Origin of the sequence: Sulfitobacter sp. S223 (genome assembly GCF_025143825.1) — a bacterium.
GTDB lineage: Bacteria > Pseudomonadota > Alphaproteobacteria > Rhodobacterales > Rhodobacteraceae > Sulfitobacter.
Genome location: NZ_CP083560.1, coordinates 80,630 through 98,616 on the forward strand (window position 1 = coordinate 80,630; position 17,987 = coordinate 98,616).

Consider the following 17,987-nt stretch of genomic DNA (forward strand, 5'->3'; position numbering starts at 1 on the left):
CACTCTGTGGAAAAGGACAGTCTTATGAAACCGGTCGAAATTTATACCTCCCCGCTCTGTGGCTTTTGTCATGCGGCGAAACGTCTTCTAAACCAAAAAGGCGTAAGCTTTTCCGAAGTGGATGTGCTGGCCAATCCTGATCGCAAACCCGAAATGATCAAGCGTGCGGATGGCGGACGTACCGTACCGCAAATTTTCGTGGGCGATATCCATGTCGGTGGCTGCGATGATTTGTATGCGTTGGAGCGCGCCGGCAAGCTTGATGCGCTGCTGGCCGCATGAAAGCAGCCATTCTCCAGCTGAACGTAAGCGATGATCCCAGGGCCAATTTGGTCGTGACCCGCGCCATGCTGTCAGACGCAGCGGCGCAGGGCGCGGAGTTTGTGTGTACGCCGGAGGTGAGCAATTGTATTTCTACCAATCGCGATCACCAGCAGCGCGTATTGCATCATGAGTCAAGCGATCCCACGCTCGCCGCGTTGCGCGGTGATGCGGCTGCATTGGGGATCTGGGTTCTGATCGGGTCGCTCGGGCTGAAGACTGACGATGCGGATGGTCGTTTTGCAAATCGGTCATTTCTGATTGATCCCAACGGCGATATCGTTGCGAAATATGACAAGATCCACATGTTCGACGTACAGGTCACGCCCACCGAGACGTGGAAAGAATCAGCGGCATACCGCCCTGGTTCTCGGGCCATGCTCGCACGGACACCTTTCGCGGCGGTCGGGATGACCATCTGCTATGATATTCGCTTTCCAGAGCTGTATCAGGCGCTGGCAGAGGCAGGCGCGCAGGTCTTCACTGTGCCTGCTGCGTTCTCGCCTGTTACCGGCGCTGCCCATTGGCACAGCTTGTTGCGCGCGCGCGCAATTGAGACAGGATGTTTCATTATTGCTCCAGCACAAACTGGCACTCATGCAAGTGCTACGCATAAGACGCGCGATACGTACGGCCACTCTCTGGTGGTCAGCCCGTGGGGAGAGATTGTCTTGGATGCTGGTACGGATGCCGGTGTGTTTCTGTTCGATCTGGATGTTGCACAGACTGATGCCGCGCGGGCCAAGGTTCCCAGTATGAGCCACAAGCGTGCGTTTGATGGTCCAGCATGAGCGATGATTCAAATACCTTAGCGATCATGCTGTTCAGTGAAATTCTGGGCACGGATCAAATCTTGCGTACCAGACTGGGTAAGGTGCTTCCCAAGGGTATGGAAATTTCGCATTTTTCGGTGCTGAATCATTTGGCGTGGCGCGATGTTGAACGCTCTCCTGCGCAACTCGCCGAGACTTTTCATGTAACACGCGGTGCCATGACAAATACTCTGACCAAATTGGAGTGGGCCGGTTACATCCATATCCGGCCAGATTGGGATGATGCACGGCGCAAGATGGTTACGATCAGCCCCGCAGGCCGTCAGGCCCGCGAGACCGCGCTTAGTACCATCGCGCCAATGATCACTCAGGTTGTTGAGCAATTAGGAGAGGACAAGGCCCGCGCGGCCCTGCCAATCCTGCGCGAACTACGAAACCAATTGGGCTAGGCCTGAGGTTTAAGGCTGGCGGTGACATAGTTCACGCTTAGGTCTTTTGCAGAGATACTCCAGCTCCACAGCAGCGGGTTAAAGACGAAACCCTTCCGGTCAACCGGTTGCAGGCCCGCCTCTTCAAGCAGCTTGTACAGTTCGTCCGGTGTGATGAACTTGGACCATTCATGCGTGCCTTTGGGGAGCCAGCGCATGATGTGCTCTGCGCCAATGATCGCCACCACATAGGACTTCGGATTGCGGTTGAGTGTCGAACAGATGTGCAGCCCACCGGGTTTTAGCAATTGGCGACAAGCGGTCAGATAGCTGATGGGGGAGGCGACGTGTTCAACCACTTCCATGTTCAGCACCACATCGAATTGCTCACCTGCTTCTGCCATCGCTTCGGCGGTGGTGTGTCGATAGTCGATCTCAAGGCCGGACTGTTCGGCGTGGATTTGGGCGACGGGGATGTTCCCGGCTGCAGCATCCGCCCCCACAACTGTGGCACCCAGACGGGCCATAGGTTCGGCCAGCAGTCCACCGCCGCAGCCGATATCAAGAATGCGCAGCCCCTTGAATGGCTCCGGTGTGCTTAGGTCGCGGTCAAATTCGCCTGCGATCTGGGTTGTAATATAGTCGAGCCTGCACGGATTGAGCATGTGCAGCGGCTTGAACTTGCCCTCTGTGTCCCACCACTCGGCGGCCATCGCTTCGAACTTTGCGACTTCATCGGGATCTACTGTTGTTTGATGCGCTTGCATTTTGGCGCTCCTGTATTCAATGTCGGCTCTCGTACTATATAGGCTGGTAATGGATAAGACCCCTGATCAAAAGCGCGCAGTGCAATACCTGTATCCGCCAATAGACCCGTTTGACCGGCGAATGCTTTCTGTTGGCCAAGGGCATACGGTTTATGTGGAGCAATGCGGTAACCCTCAAGGGATACCAGTTGTTGTGTTGCATGGTGGGCCGGGGGGCGGGTGTAGCCCATCCATGCGGCGCTATTTTGATCCGGCGAAATATCGTGTGATCCTGTTTGACCAGCGTGGCTGTGGCCGCTCAACACCTTTTGCAAGCGTGACGGATAACACCACTTGGCATCTTGTTGCCGACATCGAGCTGATTCGTGAGGAGCTGGGCATCGCCCAGTGGGTCGTGTTTGGTGGCAGCTGGGGCGCGACGCTTTCGCTCATTTATGCGCAGACCCATCCGGCGGCGGTGCGTAATTTGGTGTTGCGCGGTGTCTTTTTGATGACACAGGCTGAGCTGGATTGGTTCTACGGCGGTGGCGCAGGCAAGTTCTGGCCAGAAGTATGGGACAAGTTCACCGCGCTTGTGCCGCATGACGAGCGTGACGATTTCATCAAAGCCTATCACCAGAGACTGTTCTCGGATGATATGTCACTTCAGACCCGCTATGCGCGGGCTTGGTCGGGCTGGGAAAATGCGCTGGCGTCGATATCTTCCGGTGGTCAGATGATTGAGGGCCACGGAGAGTATGCGCGCGCCTTTGCGCGTTTAGAGAATCACTATTTCACCAACAATGGCTTTCTGGAATATGACGGCCAGATTTTGGGGCAGATGGACCGTATCGCCCATATCCCCGGCGTGATTGTTCAGGGCCGATATGACATGATTTGCCCCCCAACCAGTGCCTATGAAATTGCCAAGGCGTGGCCAAAATCCGAACTTAAAATGGTGCGCAATGCGGGCCACGCCTTGAGCGAGCCGGGGATCAGCGCCGAGCTGGTCCGCGCCATGGACAGGATTGGCGCCACATGAGCCGCAAACCCCTTGATCGTCGTGCGCTATTTGCCAGCGGTGCTGCGGCCGCTTTTTTAGCCGCTGCTGGGGTCAGCGCGGGACCGCTCCCTCATCGTGGAGGAAAGCTGCGCCTTGCGCTATCGGGGGCTGCACGAAGTGACGATTGGAGCCACGGTGATGGCCTGTTCATGCAAGTGGCCCGCCAAGGATTGATATATGAAACGCTGACGGAGATTGCCGCCGATGGTACCCTGCACGGTGAGCTTGCGACTGGTTGGACCAGCTCTGCGGATGCGCGCGTATGGGTATTTGATTTGCGTTCCGGCGTCTTATTTCATGACGGTAAACCCTTTACCGCTGCCGACGTCATCCACAGTCTCGCAGCGCTGGGCGATATTCAGGCTGTGTCACGTGGGCGTGTGCAGATCACGCTTGCAACTCCTGATCCATCACTGCCTTTCACGCTTAGTCAGGCATCCTATGTGATCCGTCCGGTCCATGCGCCCGATGCCGGTATTGGTACAGGTCTATACCGCGTGCGCCATTTCTCACCGGGTCAGCAGCTGTTGGCCGAGCGTCTGACGCAGCATTGGAGGGACGGCCAAGCAGGCTGGTTTGATAAGGTTGAGCTTGTCTCGATTCCGTCTGAGGCGGTGCGCGCGCAGGCGCTGGCGGAATATCTGGTGGATGGCGCAGACATCGCAGACGTCTCCGCCCTGAAGGGATTCGAGGACGTTACCCAGTGGAGTGGCCATGCCGTTTCGCGCAGCGTAGCGATGCCTGTGGCGTTGGGACGTGGCATGTTTGATGACCTGCGCGCGCCCCAGCGATGGTGGGGGGCTTGATGTTCTCGGCGCCTCGGCGTATATGACGACTTAACAGCGGCGCGCTCGGGTCCACACCAAGCGCCCACCGAACCTCTGATACGGGCCGCGCGCCCGTTTTTTTGTGCCTTGAGGCAAGTAGACAATGAACAATGACCTGATTGCAAAAGCTGCCATGGACCGGCGTCTCGCCGAGATCATAACCCCTGTTATCGAAGACTTGGGGTTTGAGCTGGTGCGCGTACGCCTGATGTCTGGCAAGAACGCGACCTTGCAGATTATGGCAGATCGCCCCGATGGGGGTATCGAAGTAGATGACTGCGCCAAGATCAGCACTGCCGTTGGCGCCGTGCTGGATGTCGAAGACCCGATTGTAGATGAATACGCGCTTGAGGTTTCCTCGCCGGGGATCGACCGTCCGCTGACGCGTCTTAAGGATTTTGCGAATTTCGAAGGCTATGAGGCCAAGATTGAAACCGATGATCTGATTGATGGTCGCCGCCGCTTTAAGGGTGAGCTGGCAGGTGTCGAGGGTGATGAGGTTCTGATCAACATCGACGAGGGCACTGTAGGCTTGAAATTCGAATGGCTGACCGATGCCAAGCTGGTCCTGACGGATGAGCTGATCAAGGAAATGCTGCGCCAGCGCAAAGCGTCTGGTGCAATCGACGAGACCCAATTTGACGAACTGCAGACCGATGAGTCTGATGAGGGAGAAAACTAATGGCCATTACATCCGCAAACCAGTTGGAGCTGCTGCAAACCGCCGAAGCGGTGGCCCGCGAAAAGATGATCGATCCTGGTCTGGTCATCGAAGCGATGGAAGAATCCCTCGCGCGCGCAGCCAAGTCCCGCTATGGCGCTGAAATGGATATCCGCGTGAGCATCGACCGCAAAACGGGTCGCGCCACGTTTACCCGTGTTCGGACAGTTGTCGCGGATGACGAGCTTGAGAACTATCAGGCCGAATTCACGGTTGAGCAGGCCAAGCAGTATATGGCCAATCCCGAAGTAGGTCAGGAATTCACCGAAGAAGTCCCACCTGTCGAAATGGGCCGGATTGCTGCGCAATCTGCCAAGCAGGTGATTCTTCAGAAGGTGCGCGAAGCTGAGCGTGACCGCCAGTACGAAGAATTCAAAGACCGCGCGGGCACGATCATCAATGGTCTGGTCAAGCGTGAAGAATACGGAAACGTCATCGTGGATGTGGGCGCTGGCGAAGCGATCCTGCGTCGCAACGAAAAGATTGGCCGCGAATCCTATCGCCCGAACGATCGTATCCGCGTCTACATCAAGGATGTGCGCCGCGAACAGCGCGGTCCGCAGATTTTCCTTTCCCGTACAGCGCCAGAATTCATGGCCGAGCTGTTCAAGATGGAAGTGCCCGAAATCTATGATGGCATCATCGAGATCAAAGCAGTTGCCCGTGATCCCGGTTCGCGCGCAAAGATTGCTGTCATCAGCTATGATAACTCCATCGACCCTGTCGGCGCTTGCGTAGGTATGCGCGGTAGCCGTGTTCAGGCCGTTGTAAACGAGCTTCAGGGTGAAAAGATCGATATCATCCCGTGGAATGACGACCAGCCGACATTCCTTGTGAACGCCCTGCAGCCAGCCGAGGTTTCCAAAGTTGTTCTGGATGAAGAGGCCGGCAAGATCGAAGTGGTTGTTCCTGAAGAGCAGTTGAGCCTTGCGATCGGTCGCCGTGGCCAAAACGTGCGTCTGGCCAGCCAGCTGACCGGTCTGGACATCGATATCATGACAGAAGAGCAGGAAAGCGCGCGCCGTCAGGCCGAGTTTGAACTGCGCACCAAGCTGTTTATGGACAACCTTGATCTGGATGAATTCTTTGCCCAGTTGCTGGTTTCCGAAGGCTTCACCAACCTCGAAGAAGTGGCATACGTCGAAGTAGACGAGCTGCTGGTAATCGATGGCGTTGACGAAGATACCGCTAGCGAGCTTCAGGCGCGCGCCCGTGATGTTCTGGAAGCGCAGAACAAGGCAGCCCTTGATACGGCCCGTTCGTTGGGTGTCGAAGACAGCCTTATTGAATTTGAGGGCCTGACACCCCAAATGATTGAAGCGCTGGCCAAAGATGATGTAAAAACCCTTGAGGACTTTGCGACATGCGCCGACTGGGAGCTGGCAGGTGGCTGGACGACAGTTAATGGCGAGCGTATCAAGGACGAAGGCACGCTTGAGCCTTTCGATATGTCATTGGAAGACGCGCAGCATCTGATCATGACAGCCCGCGTTTTGCTGGGTTGGGTTGATCCAACCGAACTTGAAGCAGATGCCGAAGACGAAGGTGACGCTGAAGAGGAGGCCGAGGCCTGATCTCAGGCTTCGGGGGTACCAGAATGGGACGCGGTGGCGCATCCAAAGACCGTGAAAGCGGCGCAGAACGCAAGTGCCTTGCCACAGGTGAGGTGCAGCCAAAGTACAAGATGATCCGGTTCGTTGTTGGGCCGGATGGTCAGGCAGTAGCCGATGTGTTGGGTAAGTTGCCCGGTCGCGGGATGTGGGTATCAGCGGAACGTTCCGCGCTTGAAACAGTTGTTAAAAAGGGGTTGTTTTCGCGGTCGGCAAAGCAACCGGTTAAAACACCGGACAATCTGGTGGATGATGTGGAAAAGCAGTTGGCCCGCCGCGTGGTGGACCTGATTTCGATGCAGCGTAAAGCGGGTAAAGCCGTTGCGGGCTACGAAAAAGTCAAAAGCTGGCTGCAAACGGAAGAGGCGCAAGTACTGATTCAGGCTGTGGATGGATCGGGACGCGGCAAATCGAAACTAAGTACGCCGCACTACGGGCACTATATTGGATGCCTGACAGCGGATGAATTGGGTTTGGCATTCGGACGCCAAACTGTGATACATGGGGCGCTCGCCTCTGGTGGACTCACTCTGCGTGTTGTAGAGGAAGCTCATAGATTGAACGGCGTGCGCAAAAACGAGGCTGGCAGCGGCCAGCCGAAAGGATAGACGAGCTAGATGAGCGATAGTGACGGCAAAAAAACTCTGGGTTTGCGGGGCGCACCATCGCGTCCGGGCAACGTAAAGCAAAGCTTTAGCCACGGACGGACTAAAAACGTCGTGGTTGAGACAAAGCGTAAACGCGTAATTGTTCCAAAACCTGGTGGCCAAAAACCAACCGGCCCCGGTGCGGGCCCTGTTGGCGATCCCTCGCGGCGTCCTGCGGGCATCACCGATTCAGAGATGGATCGCCGCCTGAAGGCTGTTCAAGCCGCCAAAGCGCGTGAGGTCGAAGAGGCCGCAGCTCGCGAAGCGGAAGAAAAAGCACGCGCAGAAGACCGCGAGCGCCGCCGCGCCGAGATCGAAGCCAAAGAGCGCGAAGACCGCGAACGCGAAGAAAGCCTTAAGGCGAAAGCTGAGGAAGAAGAGCGGGCGAAGCGTGCCGCCGAGGCCGCAGCACAACAGGCTGCTGCGCCAAGTGTATCTGAGCCAACTCAGTCACGTCCGACGCCTAACAAGGCTCTTCCTTCGGCAACGCCCCGCAAGACAGAGCGTGACCGTGAAGAAACCAACAAGAAGAACCGTCAGGATGATGACAGCCGCCGTTCAGGCAAACTGACAGTCAATCAGGCGCTTCGTGGTGGTGAAGGCGGTCGTCAACGTTCCATGGCGCAGATGAAGCGTAAGCAAGACCGTGCCCGCGCGAAGGCGATGGGCGGTAGCGTTGAGCGTGAAAAGATCATTCGTGACGTACAGTTGCCACCGGCGATTGTTGTGTCGGAACTGGCCGCGCGCATGGCGGAGAAAACAGGTGCTGTTGTCAAAGCGTTGATGAACAGCGGTTTGATGGTCACGCAAAACGAAACGATTGATGCCGATACAGCCGAGCTGATCATCGAAGAATTTGGCCACAAAGTTGTCCGCGTTTCCGACGCTGACGTTGAAGATGTGATTAAAATCGAAGTTGACGACGAAGGTGATCTGCAAAACCGTCCTCCTGTGATTACAATCATGGGTCACGTCGACCACGGCAAAACATCGCTTCTGGATGCGATCCGCAACGCGAAGGTTGTTGCGGGCGAGGCGGGTGGGATTACCCAGCACATCGGCGCCTATCAGGTGACCACCGATGGCGGTCAGGTCCTCTCATTCCTGGACACACCCGGCCACGCGGCGTTTACCTCCATGCGTTCGCGCGGGGCTCAGGTAACTGACATCGTGGTTCTTGTGGTTGCGGCAGATGATGCTGTTATGCCGCAGACGATCGAGGCGATTGCACACGCGAAAGCGGCCAAAGTGCCAATGATCGTGGCGATCAACAAAATCGATAAGCCAGCAGCGGATCCTGATCGCGTGCGCGCAGCTTTGCTGCAGCACGAGGTGATCGTTGAAAAGATGTCAGGCGATGTGCAGGACGTCGAAGTTTCTGCTGTCACTGGCCAAGGTCTCGATGAACTGCTGGAAGCCATTGCGCTGCAAGCTGAAATTCTGGAACTGAAAGCCAACCCAGATCGCGCCGCTGTTGGTGCCGTGATCGAGGCGCAGCTTGATGTTGGTCGTGGTCCTGTCGCGACTGTTCTAGTCCAGAACGGCACATTGCGTCAGGGTGATATCTTTGTTGTAGGTGAGCAGTATGGTAAAGTCCGTGCGCTGATCGACGATCAGGGCAACCGTGTGAAAGAAGCTGGTCCATCCGTCCCTGTTGAGGTTCTGGGTCTGAACGGCACACCCGAAGCGGGTGACGTGCTGAACGTGACCAGCACAGAAGCACAGGCGCGCGAGATTGCGGAATACCGTGCGAACGCCGCTAAGGATAAGCGCGCTGCCGCTGGTGCCGCGACCACTCTCGAACAGCTGATGGCGAATGCAAAAGCCGACGAGAACGTGTCCGAGCTGCCTATCTTGGTGAAAGCTGACGTGCAGGGTTCTGCCGAAGCGATTGTTCAAGCCATGGAGAAAATCGGTAACGACGAAGTCCGCGTACGGGTTCTACACTCAGGCGTTGGGGCGATCACAGAGACCGACGTTGGTCTGGCCGAAGCTTCCGGTGCGCCGATCATGGGCTTTAACGTCCGTGCAAACGCATCTGCCCGTAACACGGCCAACCAGAAAGGTGTCGAGATCCGCTATTACTCGGTCATCTATGATCTGGTTGATGACGTGAAAGCGGCGGCGTCCGGCCTGCTTAGCAACGAGATCAAAGAAAACTTCATTGGTTACGCGAATATCAAAGAAGTGTTCAAGGTCACGGGTGTTGGCAAGGTCGCTGGTTGTCTTGTTACCGAAGGTGTCGCACGCCGTTCGGCTGGGGTACGTCTGCTGCGCGACAACGTGGTTATCCACGAAGGGACGCTCAAGACTCTCAAGCGCTTCAAAGACGAAGTGCCAGAGGTCCAGTCTGGTCAGGAATGTGGTATGGCCTTCGAGAACTACGAAGACATCCGCCCTGGTGATGTCATCGAGATTTTCACACGCGAAGAAGTGGAGCGTTCGCTGTAATTAGCGGACCTCAACGTCGGAATTGAAAAGGGACGGTGTTTTACACCGTCCCTTTAATCATTTCGCACCAACCAAGGTCTATTTTTTCAGAACGGGTAAGCCAGAATAGATGACGTTATCGACTTGAACGGCAATTCGTCCATCCGGCGTAGATTTCACGAATGTGCCCTGAACTGATACACAGCTTCCCAATGTGATTGTACGTAGCATAAAACTCCCCCCAGTTTTCAAACTGCGTCCATCCTAATCACTATTGTTCACAAATCTAGCACAATCATGAAAACGCCAATACCGATCGAGTCGCGCTGCGCGGAATTCTACAGCCAGTCGCGCAAAGTAGAGATGAGCGGGATATCCGCTGCGGGCATTGGATAATCACGCATTTGATTGGGCTTAACCCACTTCAGGACTTGTCCTTCGCGTCCATGTGGCACCCCCTGCCACTTCCGGCAGGCAAAAAGCGGCATCATCAGATGGAAATCATCGTAACTATGGCTCGCAAACGTCAACGGTGCGAGACATGAGGCCCAGGTATCAATACCGAGTTCCTCGTGTAGCTCGCGAATCAGGGCTTCTTCGGGGGTTTCACCCTGTTCGATCTTCCCGCCAGGGAACTCCCAAAGACCCGCCATGGATTTGCCCTGTGGACGTTGCGCCAACAGAACCCGCCCGTCCACATCGATCAGGGCAACGGCCGAGACAAGCACCATTTTCATGAGCGGTAGTCAGCGTTGATTGCGATGTAGCCGTGGGTCAAATCGCACGTCCAAACAGTGGCCGCGCCTTTCCCGATCCCGATATCTACCCCGATGCGGATGTTTTCGCCCTTCATATGCGCGGCGGCATCTTCTTCAGAATAGCTTTCACTACGCCATCCGTCTTTTGCTACTTCGACATCACCAAACCGGATGCTCAAAAGGTCGCGATCCGCAGCGGCACCTGATTTACCGACTGCCATTACAACGCGACCCCAGTTGGGGTCCTCACCCGCGATAGCTGTTTTAATCAAAGGAGAGTTCGCAATCGACATCGCGTGAATTTTTGCATCTGCATCCGACGCGGCACCAGTCACTGAGATCTCAACGAATTTGGTGGCGCCTTCTCCATCACGCACCACCTGATGCGCGAGGTCCAGCATCACGCGGTGCAGTGCGTTTGCAAAATCCTTATCCGTATCAACCGCAACACCACTGGTACCTGTCGCGGCGACAATTAGGCTATCAGATGTCGAGGTGTCGCTATCGACGGTGATGCAGTTAAAGGTTGCATCGTTAGAAGCCGAGACGAGCTTTTGCAGCGCAGATTGCTCAATCTTGGCATCGGTAAATATGTAGACCAGCATAGTCGCCATATCGGGTGCGATCATACCAGAACCCTTTGCAATCCCCGCAATAGAGACTGTTTTCCCATCAATCTCTACAGACGCGGCGGCCCCTTTTGGGAAGGTGTCGGTGGTCATGATTGCCTTGGCAGCGGCCTCAATGCCGTCTGAACTGCTGTCAGATGCAAGGATGTCGAGAACCGCTGTGATCCGATCATGGGGCAACGGCTCCCCGATGACACCTGTAGAAGACGTGAACACGCGGGCTTGCGGGATGTTGCACGTCTTGGCCACTGCTGCGGTAATCGCTTCGACAGAAGCCACGCCGCCTTTGCCGGTAAACGCATTGGAGTTGCCCGAGTTAACCAATATCGCTGCCCCGTCTGAGGAGGCCTGGCCGATCTTCGCCTGACAATCCAATACGGGCGCAGAGCGCGTTGCGGAGCGCGTGAACGCTCCGGCAACGACCGTCCCTGGTATCAGAGTCGCCAACATGACGTCTGTGCGCCCCTGATATTTTACGCCCGCCGCAACGGTCGCAAATTTGACACCCTCAATGACCGGCAAAGCGGGAAACTTGGCGGGTGCCAGCGGCGAAACGGCGGTGATTTTTGCCATAGTTATGCTTACTCCAGCACTGTGACTTGTTTGATGACAGAGGTGTCAACGCCTTCGGCGCCACTGCGATCCACGTCCGCCATCGAAGTCACTTCTTCGATTTTTGCCTGAGCGCGAACCTGACGGATTTGCATTTCGATCTCTTCCCGGACTTCTTCCAAAGCGGGTGCTTCTTGAATGCGGGTTTCGTTCAGCGTGATCACGTGCCAGCCGAACTGTGTTTTAACCGGTGCAGAAACAGCGCCAGGTTCAAGTGCGATAACCGCGGCTTCGAATTCTGGGACCATCGCGCCAGTTCCGAACCAGCCAAGCTGACCACCGTTGGGGCCCGAAGGCCCTGTCGATTTTTCACGTGCCACTGCGGCGAACTCAGCGCCACCAGCAAGCTCTTCGACGACTGCAAGCGCCGCTTCTTCTGTCTCAACCAGAATGTGGGAGGCGTTGTATTCCTTCTCTTGGTCTACATTGCTGTATTCTTCTTCATACGCGGCCTGCACGTCTTCTTCGGAAAGAGGCTGCTCCATGATGCCATTGATGGCTTCACCAGCGGTGAGCGAGCGGCGCTCGTTTTCGATTTGCAGCTCGACGCGCTTGGGCAAATCGCCGGTGAATTGCTGCTGCAAAGCGGTCTGCTGAACCAGTTGATCCAGAATGCCCTGGAATAGGACGTCGTCGGGCAGGTCCTGATACTGCTGTGGCAAGCTTGCCCAAGCTACAATCATGTGACCGACAGTGATTTCTGTATCTCCAACGGTCGCTACAACCACGGATGGGTCTGCTGTTACGGTCTCTTGTGCGGCTGCGGGCAGCGCCATTGCTGCGACAAACGCCAGTGGCGCAAGAAAAGTGAGGGGTTTTTGCATGGATCGTCCTATCATTCCGGTGCTATCGGGCCGGTTACATTGACACGCTATGTGGTGGCCCTTACATCGCTGATGGGCGCGGCGTAAAGCCACCATTCTCCCCTTCTATTTATGGACTGGGTGTTTGCGGGGCAAGCAGATCGCGCAATAGAATTGAAACTTCGGCTGGAGATCGCATGCTGGGACTCGGAAAAATCACCAAAAAAGTTTTTGGTACGCGAAATGATCGCAAGATCAGGGCCGTTCGTCCGCTGATCGATAAGATCAACGCGCTTGAGCCTGAGTTCGAGAAGCTTTCCGATGAAGGCATCAAGGACAAAACAGAAGAATTGGCCACGCGGGCGATGAAAGGCGAGAGCCTTGATGACCTGTTGCCCGAAGCTTTTGCAAACTGTCGTGAGGGCGCGCGCCGCACCTTGGGCTTACGGGCCTTCGATACGCAGCTGATGGGCGCCATTTTCTTGCATCAAGGCAACGTGGCCGAGCAGAAGACAGGTGAGGGTAAAACCCTGACGGCGACATTCGCAGCTTACCTGAACGCATTGACGCACAAGGGTGTGCATATCGTCACGGTGAACGAATACCTTGTAAAACGCGATGCTGAGTGGATGGGCAAAGTATTTGCCTCACTGGGCCTTACCACGGGTTTTGTGTTCCCGAATATGACCGACGAAGCCAAGCGTCAGGCGTACTCTTGCGACATCACTTACGCCACCAACAATGAGCTGGGCTTCGATTATCTGCGCGATAACATGAAATCCGAGCTGAGCGATATCTATCAAAAAGAGCATAATTTCGCGATTGTGGACGAGGTCGACAGCATTCTCATCGACGAAGCGCGGACGCCTCTCATCATCTCCGGCCCGACGGATGACCGCTCAGAGATGTATCTGACCATCGATCAAATCATCCCGCTGCTTCAGCCAGAGCACTATGAACTGGATGAAAAGACCCGCAATGTGACCTTTACCGATGACGGAATCGAATTCCTCGAAGAGCAACTGCGCGTGCGTGACCTGCTGGAAGAGGGTTTTACCCTCTATGATCCGGAAAGCACGTCGATTGTCCATCACGTCAATCAGGGCCTGCGGGCTCATAAGCTGTTTGTAAAAGACAAAGACTATATCGTGCGCGATGGTGAGGTTGTTCTAATTGATGAATTCACCGGTCGTATGATGGCGGGGCGCCGTTTGGGTGACGGTCTGCATCAGGCGATCGAGGCTAAAGAAGGCGTGGATATCAAACCTGAGAACGTCACACTGGCGTCTGTGACCTTCCAGAACTACTTCCGTCTTTATGACAAGCTTGCCGGTATGACCGGGACTGCGCTGACTGAAGCGGACGAGTTCATGGAAATTTACGGCTTGGGCGTGGTCGAAGTGCCGACAAACGTGCCAGTGGCACGGGTAGACGAGGATGATGCCGTTTACCGGACCGTAGCCGAGAAATACGCAGCGATGATCGAAAAGGTAAAAGAGGCCCATGCGAAGGGGCAGCCTTGCCTTGTGGGTACGACCTCAATCGAGAAATCAGAAACGCTTAGCCGGATGCTCGAAGCCGAGGGCATCAAGCACAATGTCCTGAACGCGCGCCAGCACGAGCAGGAAGCACAAATTGTCGGTGACGCAGGCAAGCTGGGCGCGGTGACGATCGCTACCAATATGGCGGGACGGGGTACAGACATTCAGCTGGGCGGCAACGTTGAGCTGAAGGTGCTGGAGGCATTGGCTGCTGATCCTGACGCTGATCCGATTGAGATTCGCGCGCGTATCGAAACTGAACATGCGGACGAGAAGAAAAAGGTACTGGAAGCTGGTGGCCTCTATGTTCTTGCGTCCGAGCGGCATGAAAGTCGCCGGATTGACAACCAGCTGCGTGGCCGTTCGGGCCGTCAGGGTGATCCGGGCCGCTCTTCTTTCTTCCTTTCCCTCGAAGATGATCTCATGCGGATTTTCGGGTCTGAACGGCTTGAGAAGGTCCTGACATCGCTGGGTCTCAAAGAGGGCGAAGCCATCATTCACCCTTGGGTGAATAAATCGTTGGAGCGCGCGCAGGCCAAGGTAGAAGGCCGTAACTTTGACATGCGTAAGCAGTTGTTGAAGTTCGATGACGTGATGAACGAGCAGCGCAAAGTGATCTTTGGTCAACGCCGCGATATTATGGAATCGCAGGATCTGCACGAGATTACAGAAGATATGCGTCATCAGATGATTGACGATCTGGTTGATCAATACATGCCGCGCAACACCTATGCAGACCAGTGGGACACTGAAGGTTTCTATGCCGCAGTGATTGAACAGCTGGGCGTGGATGTTCCGGTTATCGCATGGTGCGAAGAAGATGGCGTGGATGACGATATCATTCGCGAACGCCTGATTGAAGCGACAGACAAACTGATGGCGGAAAAGGCCGAAAAGTTTGGTGCAGAAAACATGCGCAATGTCGAAAAGCACTTCTTGCTGCAAACGATTGATGCCAAGTGGCGCGACCACCTTCTTATGCTCGAACATTTGCGCTCGGTTGTCGGCTTCCGGGGCTATGCGCAGCGCGATCCGCTGAACGAGTATAAGAACGAATCGTTCCAGCTGTTTGAAGGCATGTTGGACAGCTTGCGTGCGGAAGTGACCAAGCGTCTGGCCCGCGTAGAACCTGCGAGCGAAGAAGACCAGCAGCGCATGATCCAACAAATGCTTGAGCAGCAAAAAGCCGCGGCAGAAGCCGCTGATGATGCTGTTGATGCGTCAGAGGCCAAGGTGACCGAAGCTGTTGAAGGGTTTGACGAAAATGACCCTACAACATGGGGGAATCCGGGGCGGAACGAAGCGTGCCCATGTGGGTCCGGCGAGAAGTTCAAGCACTGCCATGGTCGTCTTTCCTAAAGGCGTTAACGAAAGCTTGCCATATTACTAGCGCAGGGCTGCCCCATTGCGGCCCTGTTTCCAGTTCATGGATACCTCGACCCACTCCGTATCAAGGGACCGAGACCATGAAGTATCGCAAGGAAATCGTCACGACAGCAGGAACGCTAGCCTGTGCTGTCAGTATCGGGTTTTTCATGCAGAATACCCAATCTGCCGAAAGGCAAACGGCTCAATTCGCTGGTGCGCCCCTCGCTAACTCGCAGGCTAGTGTGCTGGACGTTGCAGAGATCACTCTGACTTCCGCTGAATTTTCACAAGCTGCTCCTGCAGCAAGCGTAGAAGAAGATGTGACTCCTGTCGCCGCGCAAGAGATTGTCGCGCCTGACCCAGGTGATCGTCCGGACATGCAGGCCGCAGATGCAATAGATCAGCCAGATACCCCGGACATTCAGGAAGCTGAATTGCAGGCTGATTGTGATATAGCAGCGAATGCACGCCCTGTCGCAGCGGCAATGGTGAACCTGACGTTGAACGCCCCCTGTTTGCCATCCGAACGCGTGACGGTGCATCACAGTGGTCTGGTGTTCAACCAGACTACCGACGCGGCTGGTGCGTTTAACATTACAGTTCCCGCACTTGCGGAAGAGGCCGTCTTTATCGTGGCGTTCACAAACGGTGAAGGCGCGGTCGCACAGACCACAGTTGAAGAAATGGCCGACTTTGACCGTGTAGCTCTCCAGTGGAAGGGCGAGACAGGCTTTCAACTTCATGCGCGTGAGTTTGGTGCCGACTACGGATCCGATGGACACGTCTGGTCTGGTGCTGCCCGTGATATGTCATACGCTGTAACGGGTCAGGGTGGCTATATCTCGCTATTGGGTGACCGCGACGTGCCGGATGGGCTGCTGGCCGAGGTCTATACGTTCCCGACAAATGCCGCGAAGAACTCCGGTGACGTAGCGCTGAGCGTTGAAACAGAAGTTGCTGCCAGTAACTGCGGCTTGGAGATCGAAGCCAAAACACTACAAACAGGTAGTGGCATCGATATCACAACGCGGAATTTGACGCTGTCAGTTCCCGACTGTGACGCGACTGGTAACTTTCTTGTGTTGAATAATCTCTTCGAAGACCTGAAGGTTGCGTCCAGATAACGCAACGCTGAGGTCCCATGATCAGAGTGATATGTGCGGCGATCTTCGCCGCACTTTTCCTTTTTGGCTCTACCCTGCCTTCCCAAGCGCAGGATATCACGCTTACCTCTCGCGACAGCAAGGTGGAGCTGAGCGGCATGTTGCTTGGGTTCGATGGAGAATTCTATCGCATCCAGACCGAATATGGCGAACTAACCATCGACGGTTCCGGCGTTCTATGTGCGGGGCCCGCATGCCCAAACCTGCAAGATTATGTGGCGGAGCTTCAAATTTCAGGTGCGCCTACTTTAGGCGCCATTGTGATGCCTGCCCTGATAGAAGCTTTCGCACAGAAAAACGGATATTTTACAGAACGCGAAGACGGCGAAGACTCCGGGACCTTCACCTACCTGATCCGTCGCAGCGCAGATGAAAAGCTGGCGGCCCGATTCTATTTCCGTGTAAGCAATACCGACGAGGGATTTGCCGATCTATTGGCTGATGAGGCTGATATCGTCATGTCTCTGCGTGAAATTCGACCCGACGAACGCAGCCGCGCCCGCGAGGCTGGGCTAGGGGATATGACAGGACCGAACCGAAGCCGTGTTCTGGCTTTGGATGCGATTGTCCCAGTTGTCTCCGGGTCCAATCCTGTGCGGGGCATTTCGCCTGCCGATCTTTCAATGGTATTGGCGGGGCAGATCACGAATTGGGAAGTGCTCGGTGGGCCTGACGTTCCGATAGATCTACATCTACCTGATGATGCGTCAGGTTTGGGGCAAGCATTGGTAGACCAGCTATTACGCCCGGCCAATCTGACTAAATTGTCGAAGCAGGCCACACGCCATGCGATGCCATCTGATTTGGCGCGGGCTGTCGCGGCAGATACGTTTTCGCTTGGGTTGACCAGCTATGCTGATCGTGGTGACACGCAAGCACTGGCGCTGACTGGCACATGCGGCTTTTCTATGGAGGCATCGCGCCGGACAATCAAAACCGAGGACTATCCCCTGACAGCCCCGATGTTTCTGTATTTTCCCGCGCGCCGGTTGCCTCAGCTCGCGCGGGAGTTTTTGGCCTTCACCCGCGGTCCGGCTGCTCAGATCGTGATACGTCGTTCTGGATTTGTCGACCAGACACCTGAAGAGATAGAGGTGGAGCAGCAAGGGAACCGCTTTGCCAATGCCATCGCTCACGCAGGGACCGAGATCAGCCTCGGCGAACTCCAACGTATGACTGCGACGCTGACACCTATGGCAAGGCTCAGTACGTCATTCAGGTTTGAGGCGGGATCAGTGCGCCTGGACGCACAATCGCGCTCTAACGTGCTGCAATTGGCGCGTGCGCTGGAAGTAGGCCAATATGATGCGCGTCGCTTGCTGTTTGTGGGGTTCAGCGATGGAAATGGCGCTGCCGAGGCGAACCGTGAGATTGCGCTGCGCAGGGCAGACGCTGTCCGCCGGGCGGTAAGCGAAGCGGCTCTGGCGGCAGATCTTGAACGGGTTGAGCTGGGCGTAGATGCCTTTGGCGAGGCGATGCCGATGGCCTGCGATGACAGCGCGTGGGGGCGCCAGGCGAACAGGCGCGTTGAGGTTTGGGTTCGCTAG

16 protein-coding genes are annotated in these 17,987 nt (G+C 55.7%); 12 read left to right on the forward strand and 4 right to left on the reverse strand.

What is annotated here, in order from left to right:
• Positions 1–24 precede the first annotated feature (24 nt).
• The 3 genes from grxC to K3757_RS00400 are packed head-to-tail and all read left to right on the forward strand — an operon-like array spanning position 25 to position 1,543.
• On the forward strand, positions 25–282 hold the full coding sequence (gene grxC / locus K3757_RS00390; protein ID WP_259998201.1) for a glutaredoxin 3: 258 nt from the start codon (positions 25–27) through the stop codon (positions 280–282).
• Positions 279–1,112, forward strand: coding sequence for a carbon-nitrogen hydrolase family protein (locus K3757_RS00395; RefSeq protein WP_259998203.1), 834 nt, complete (start codon positions 279–281; stop codon positions 1,110–1,112). The genes grxC and K3757_RS00395 overlap by 4 nt, the downstream gene beginning before the upstream one ends.
• A complete protein-coding gene (locus K3757_RS00400) occupies positions 1,109–1,543 on the forward strand; it encodes a MarR family winged helix-turn-helix transcriptional regulator (RefSeq protein ID WP_259998205.1) in 435 nt (144 codons plus the stop codon). Before K3757_RS00395 ends, K3757_RS00400 begins: the two co-directional genes overlap by 4 nt.
• Here K3757_RS00400 and ubiG read toward each other — a convergent pair.
• Complete coding sequence (gene ubiG / locus K3757_RS00405; protein ID WP_259998209.1) at positions 1,540–2,289, reverse strand: bifunctional 2-polyprenyl-6-hydroxyphenol methylase/3-demethylubiquinol 3-O-methyltransferase UbiG; 750 nt, start codon at positions 2,287–2,289, stop codon at positions 1,540–1,542. The genes K3757_RS00400 and ubiG overlap by 4 nt on opposite strands.
• 49 nt (positions 2,290–2,338) lie before the next feature.
• Between ubiG and pip the strand changes: the two genes are divergently transcribed.
• The 6 genes from pip (at position 2,339) to infB (ending at position 9,587) form a co-directional block, all read left to right on the forward strand.
• Entirely contained in the window at positions 2,339–3,310 is a 972-nt protein-coding gene (pip, locus tag K3757_RS00410; protein WP_259998212.1) for a prolyl aminopeptidase, read from the forward strand.
• A complete protein-coding gene (locus K3757_RS00415; protein WP_259998215.1) occupies positions 3,307–4,137 on the forward strand; it encodes an ABC transporter substrate-binding protein in 831 nt (276 codons plus the stop codon). The genes pip and K3757_RS00415 overlap by 4 nt, the downstream gene beginning before the upstream one ends.
• A 124-nt stretch (positions 4,138–4,261) precedes the next feature.
• Positions 4,262–4,840 (forward strand): ribosome maturation factor RimP, encoded by a 579-nt coding sequence (gene rimP / locus K3757_RS00420; RefSeq protein ID WP_259998218.1) that lies wholly within the window; start codon positions 4,262–4,264, stop codon positions 4,838–4,840.
• Complete coding sequence (gene nusA, locus K3757_RS00425) at positions 4,840–6,453, forward strand: transcription termination factor NusA (RefSeq protein WP_259998221.1); 1,614 nt, start codon at positions 4,840–4,842, stop codon at positions 6,451–6,453. The genes rimP and nusA overlap by 1 nt, the downstream gene beginning before the upstream one ends.
• A 23-nt stretch (positions 6,454–6,476) precedes the next feature.
• Positions 6,477–7,097, forward strand: a complete 621-nt coding sequence (locus K3757_RS00430) for an RNA-binding protein (protein ID WP_259998223.1) — start codon at positions 6,477–6,479, stop codon at positions 7,095–7,097.
• 9 nt (positions 7,098–7,106) lie between these two features.
• A complete protein-coding gene (gene infB / locus K3757_RS00435; RefSeq protein WP_259998225.1) occupies positions 7,107–9,587 on the forward strand; it encodes a translation initiation factor IF-2 in 2,481 nt (826 codons plus the stop codon).
• A 317-nt stretch (positions 9,588–9,904) separates the two neighbouring features.
• Here infB and mutT read toward each other — a convergent pair whose 3' ends face one another.
• The 3 genes from mutT to K3757_RS00450 are packed head-to-tail and all read right to left on the reverse strand — an operon-like array spanning position 9,905 to position 12,389.
• A complete protein-coding gene (gene mutT / locus K3757_RS00440) occupies positions 9,905–10,303 on the reverse strand; it encodes an 8-oxo-dGTP diphosphatase MutT (RefSeq protein ID WP_259998228.1) in 399 nt (132 codons plus the stop codon).
• The gene (gene argJ / locus K3757_RS00445; RefSeq protein ID WP_259998229.1) at positions 10,300–11,526 is read right to left on the reverse strand and encodes a bifunctional glutamate N-acetyltransferase/amino-acid acetyltransferase ArgJ; all 1,227 of its coding nucleotides are present in this window, start codon (positions 11,524–11,526) and stop codon (positions 10,300–10,302) included. The genes mutT and argJ overlap by 4 nt, the downstream gene beginning before the upstream one ends.
• Positions 11,527–11,534: 8 nt before the next feature.
• Complete coding sequence (locus tag K3757_RS00450) at positions 11,535–12,389, reverse strand: peptidylprolyl isomerase (RefSeq protein WP_259998231.1); 855 nt, start codon at positions 12,387–12,389, stop codon at positions 11,535–11,537.
• A 176-nt stretch (positions 12,390–12,565) separates the two neighbouring features.
• On the opposite strand from K3757_RS00450, the gene secA reads away from it, so the two are divergent.
• From secA to K3757_RS00465, 3 genes are all read left to right on the forward strand, one after another.
• On the forward strand, positions 12,566–15,268 hold the full coding sequence (gene secA, locus K3757_RS00455; RefSeq protein WP_259998233.1) for a preprotein translocase subunit SecA: 2,703 nt from the start codon (positions 12,566–12,568) through the stop codon (positions 15,266–15,268).
• A gap of 107 nt (positions 15,269–15,375) precedes the next feature.
• Positions 15,376–16,401, forward strand: coding sequence for a hypothetical protein (locus K3757_RS00460; RefSeq protein WP_259998235.1), 1,026 nt, complete (start codon positions 15,376–15,378; stop codon positions 16,399–16,401).
• Positions 16,402–16,418: 17 nt separating this feature from the next.
• Positions 16,419–17,987 carry a phosphate ABC transporter substrate-binding/OmpA family protein gene (locus tag K3757_RS00465; protein ID WP_259998237.1) on the forward strand — a complete coding sequence of 523 codons (1,569 nt, stop codon included), beginning with the start codon at positions 16,419–16,421 and terminating at the stop codon, positions 17,985–17,987.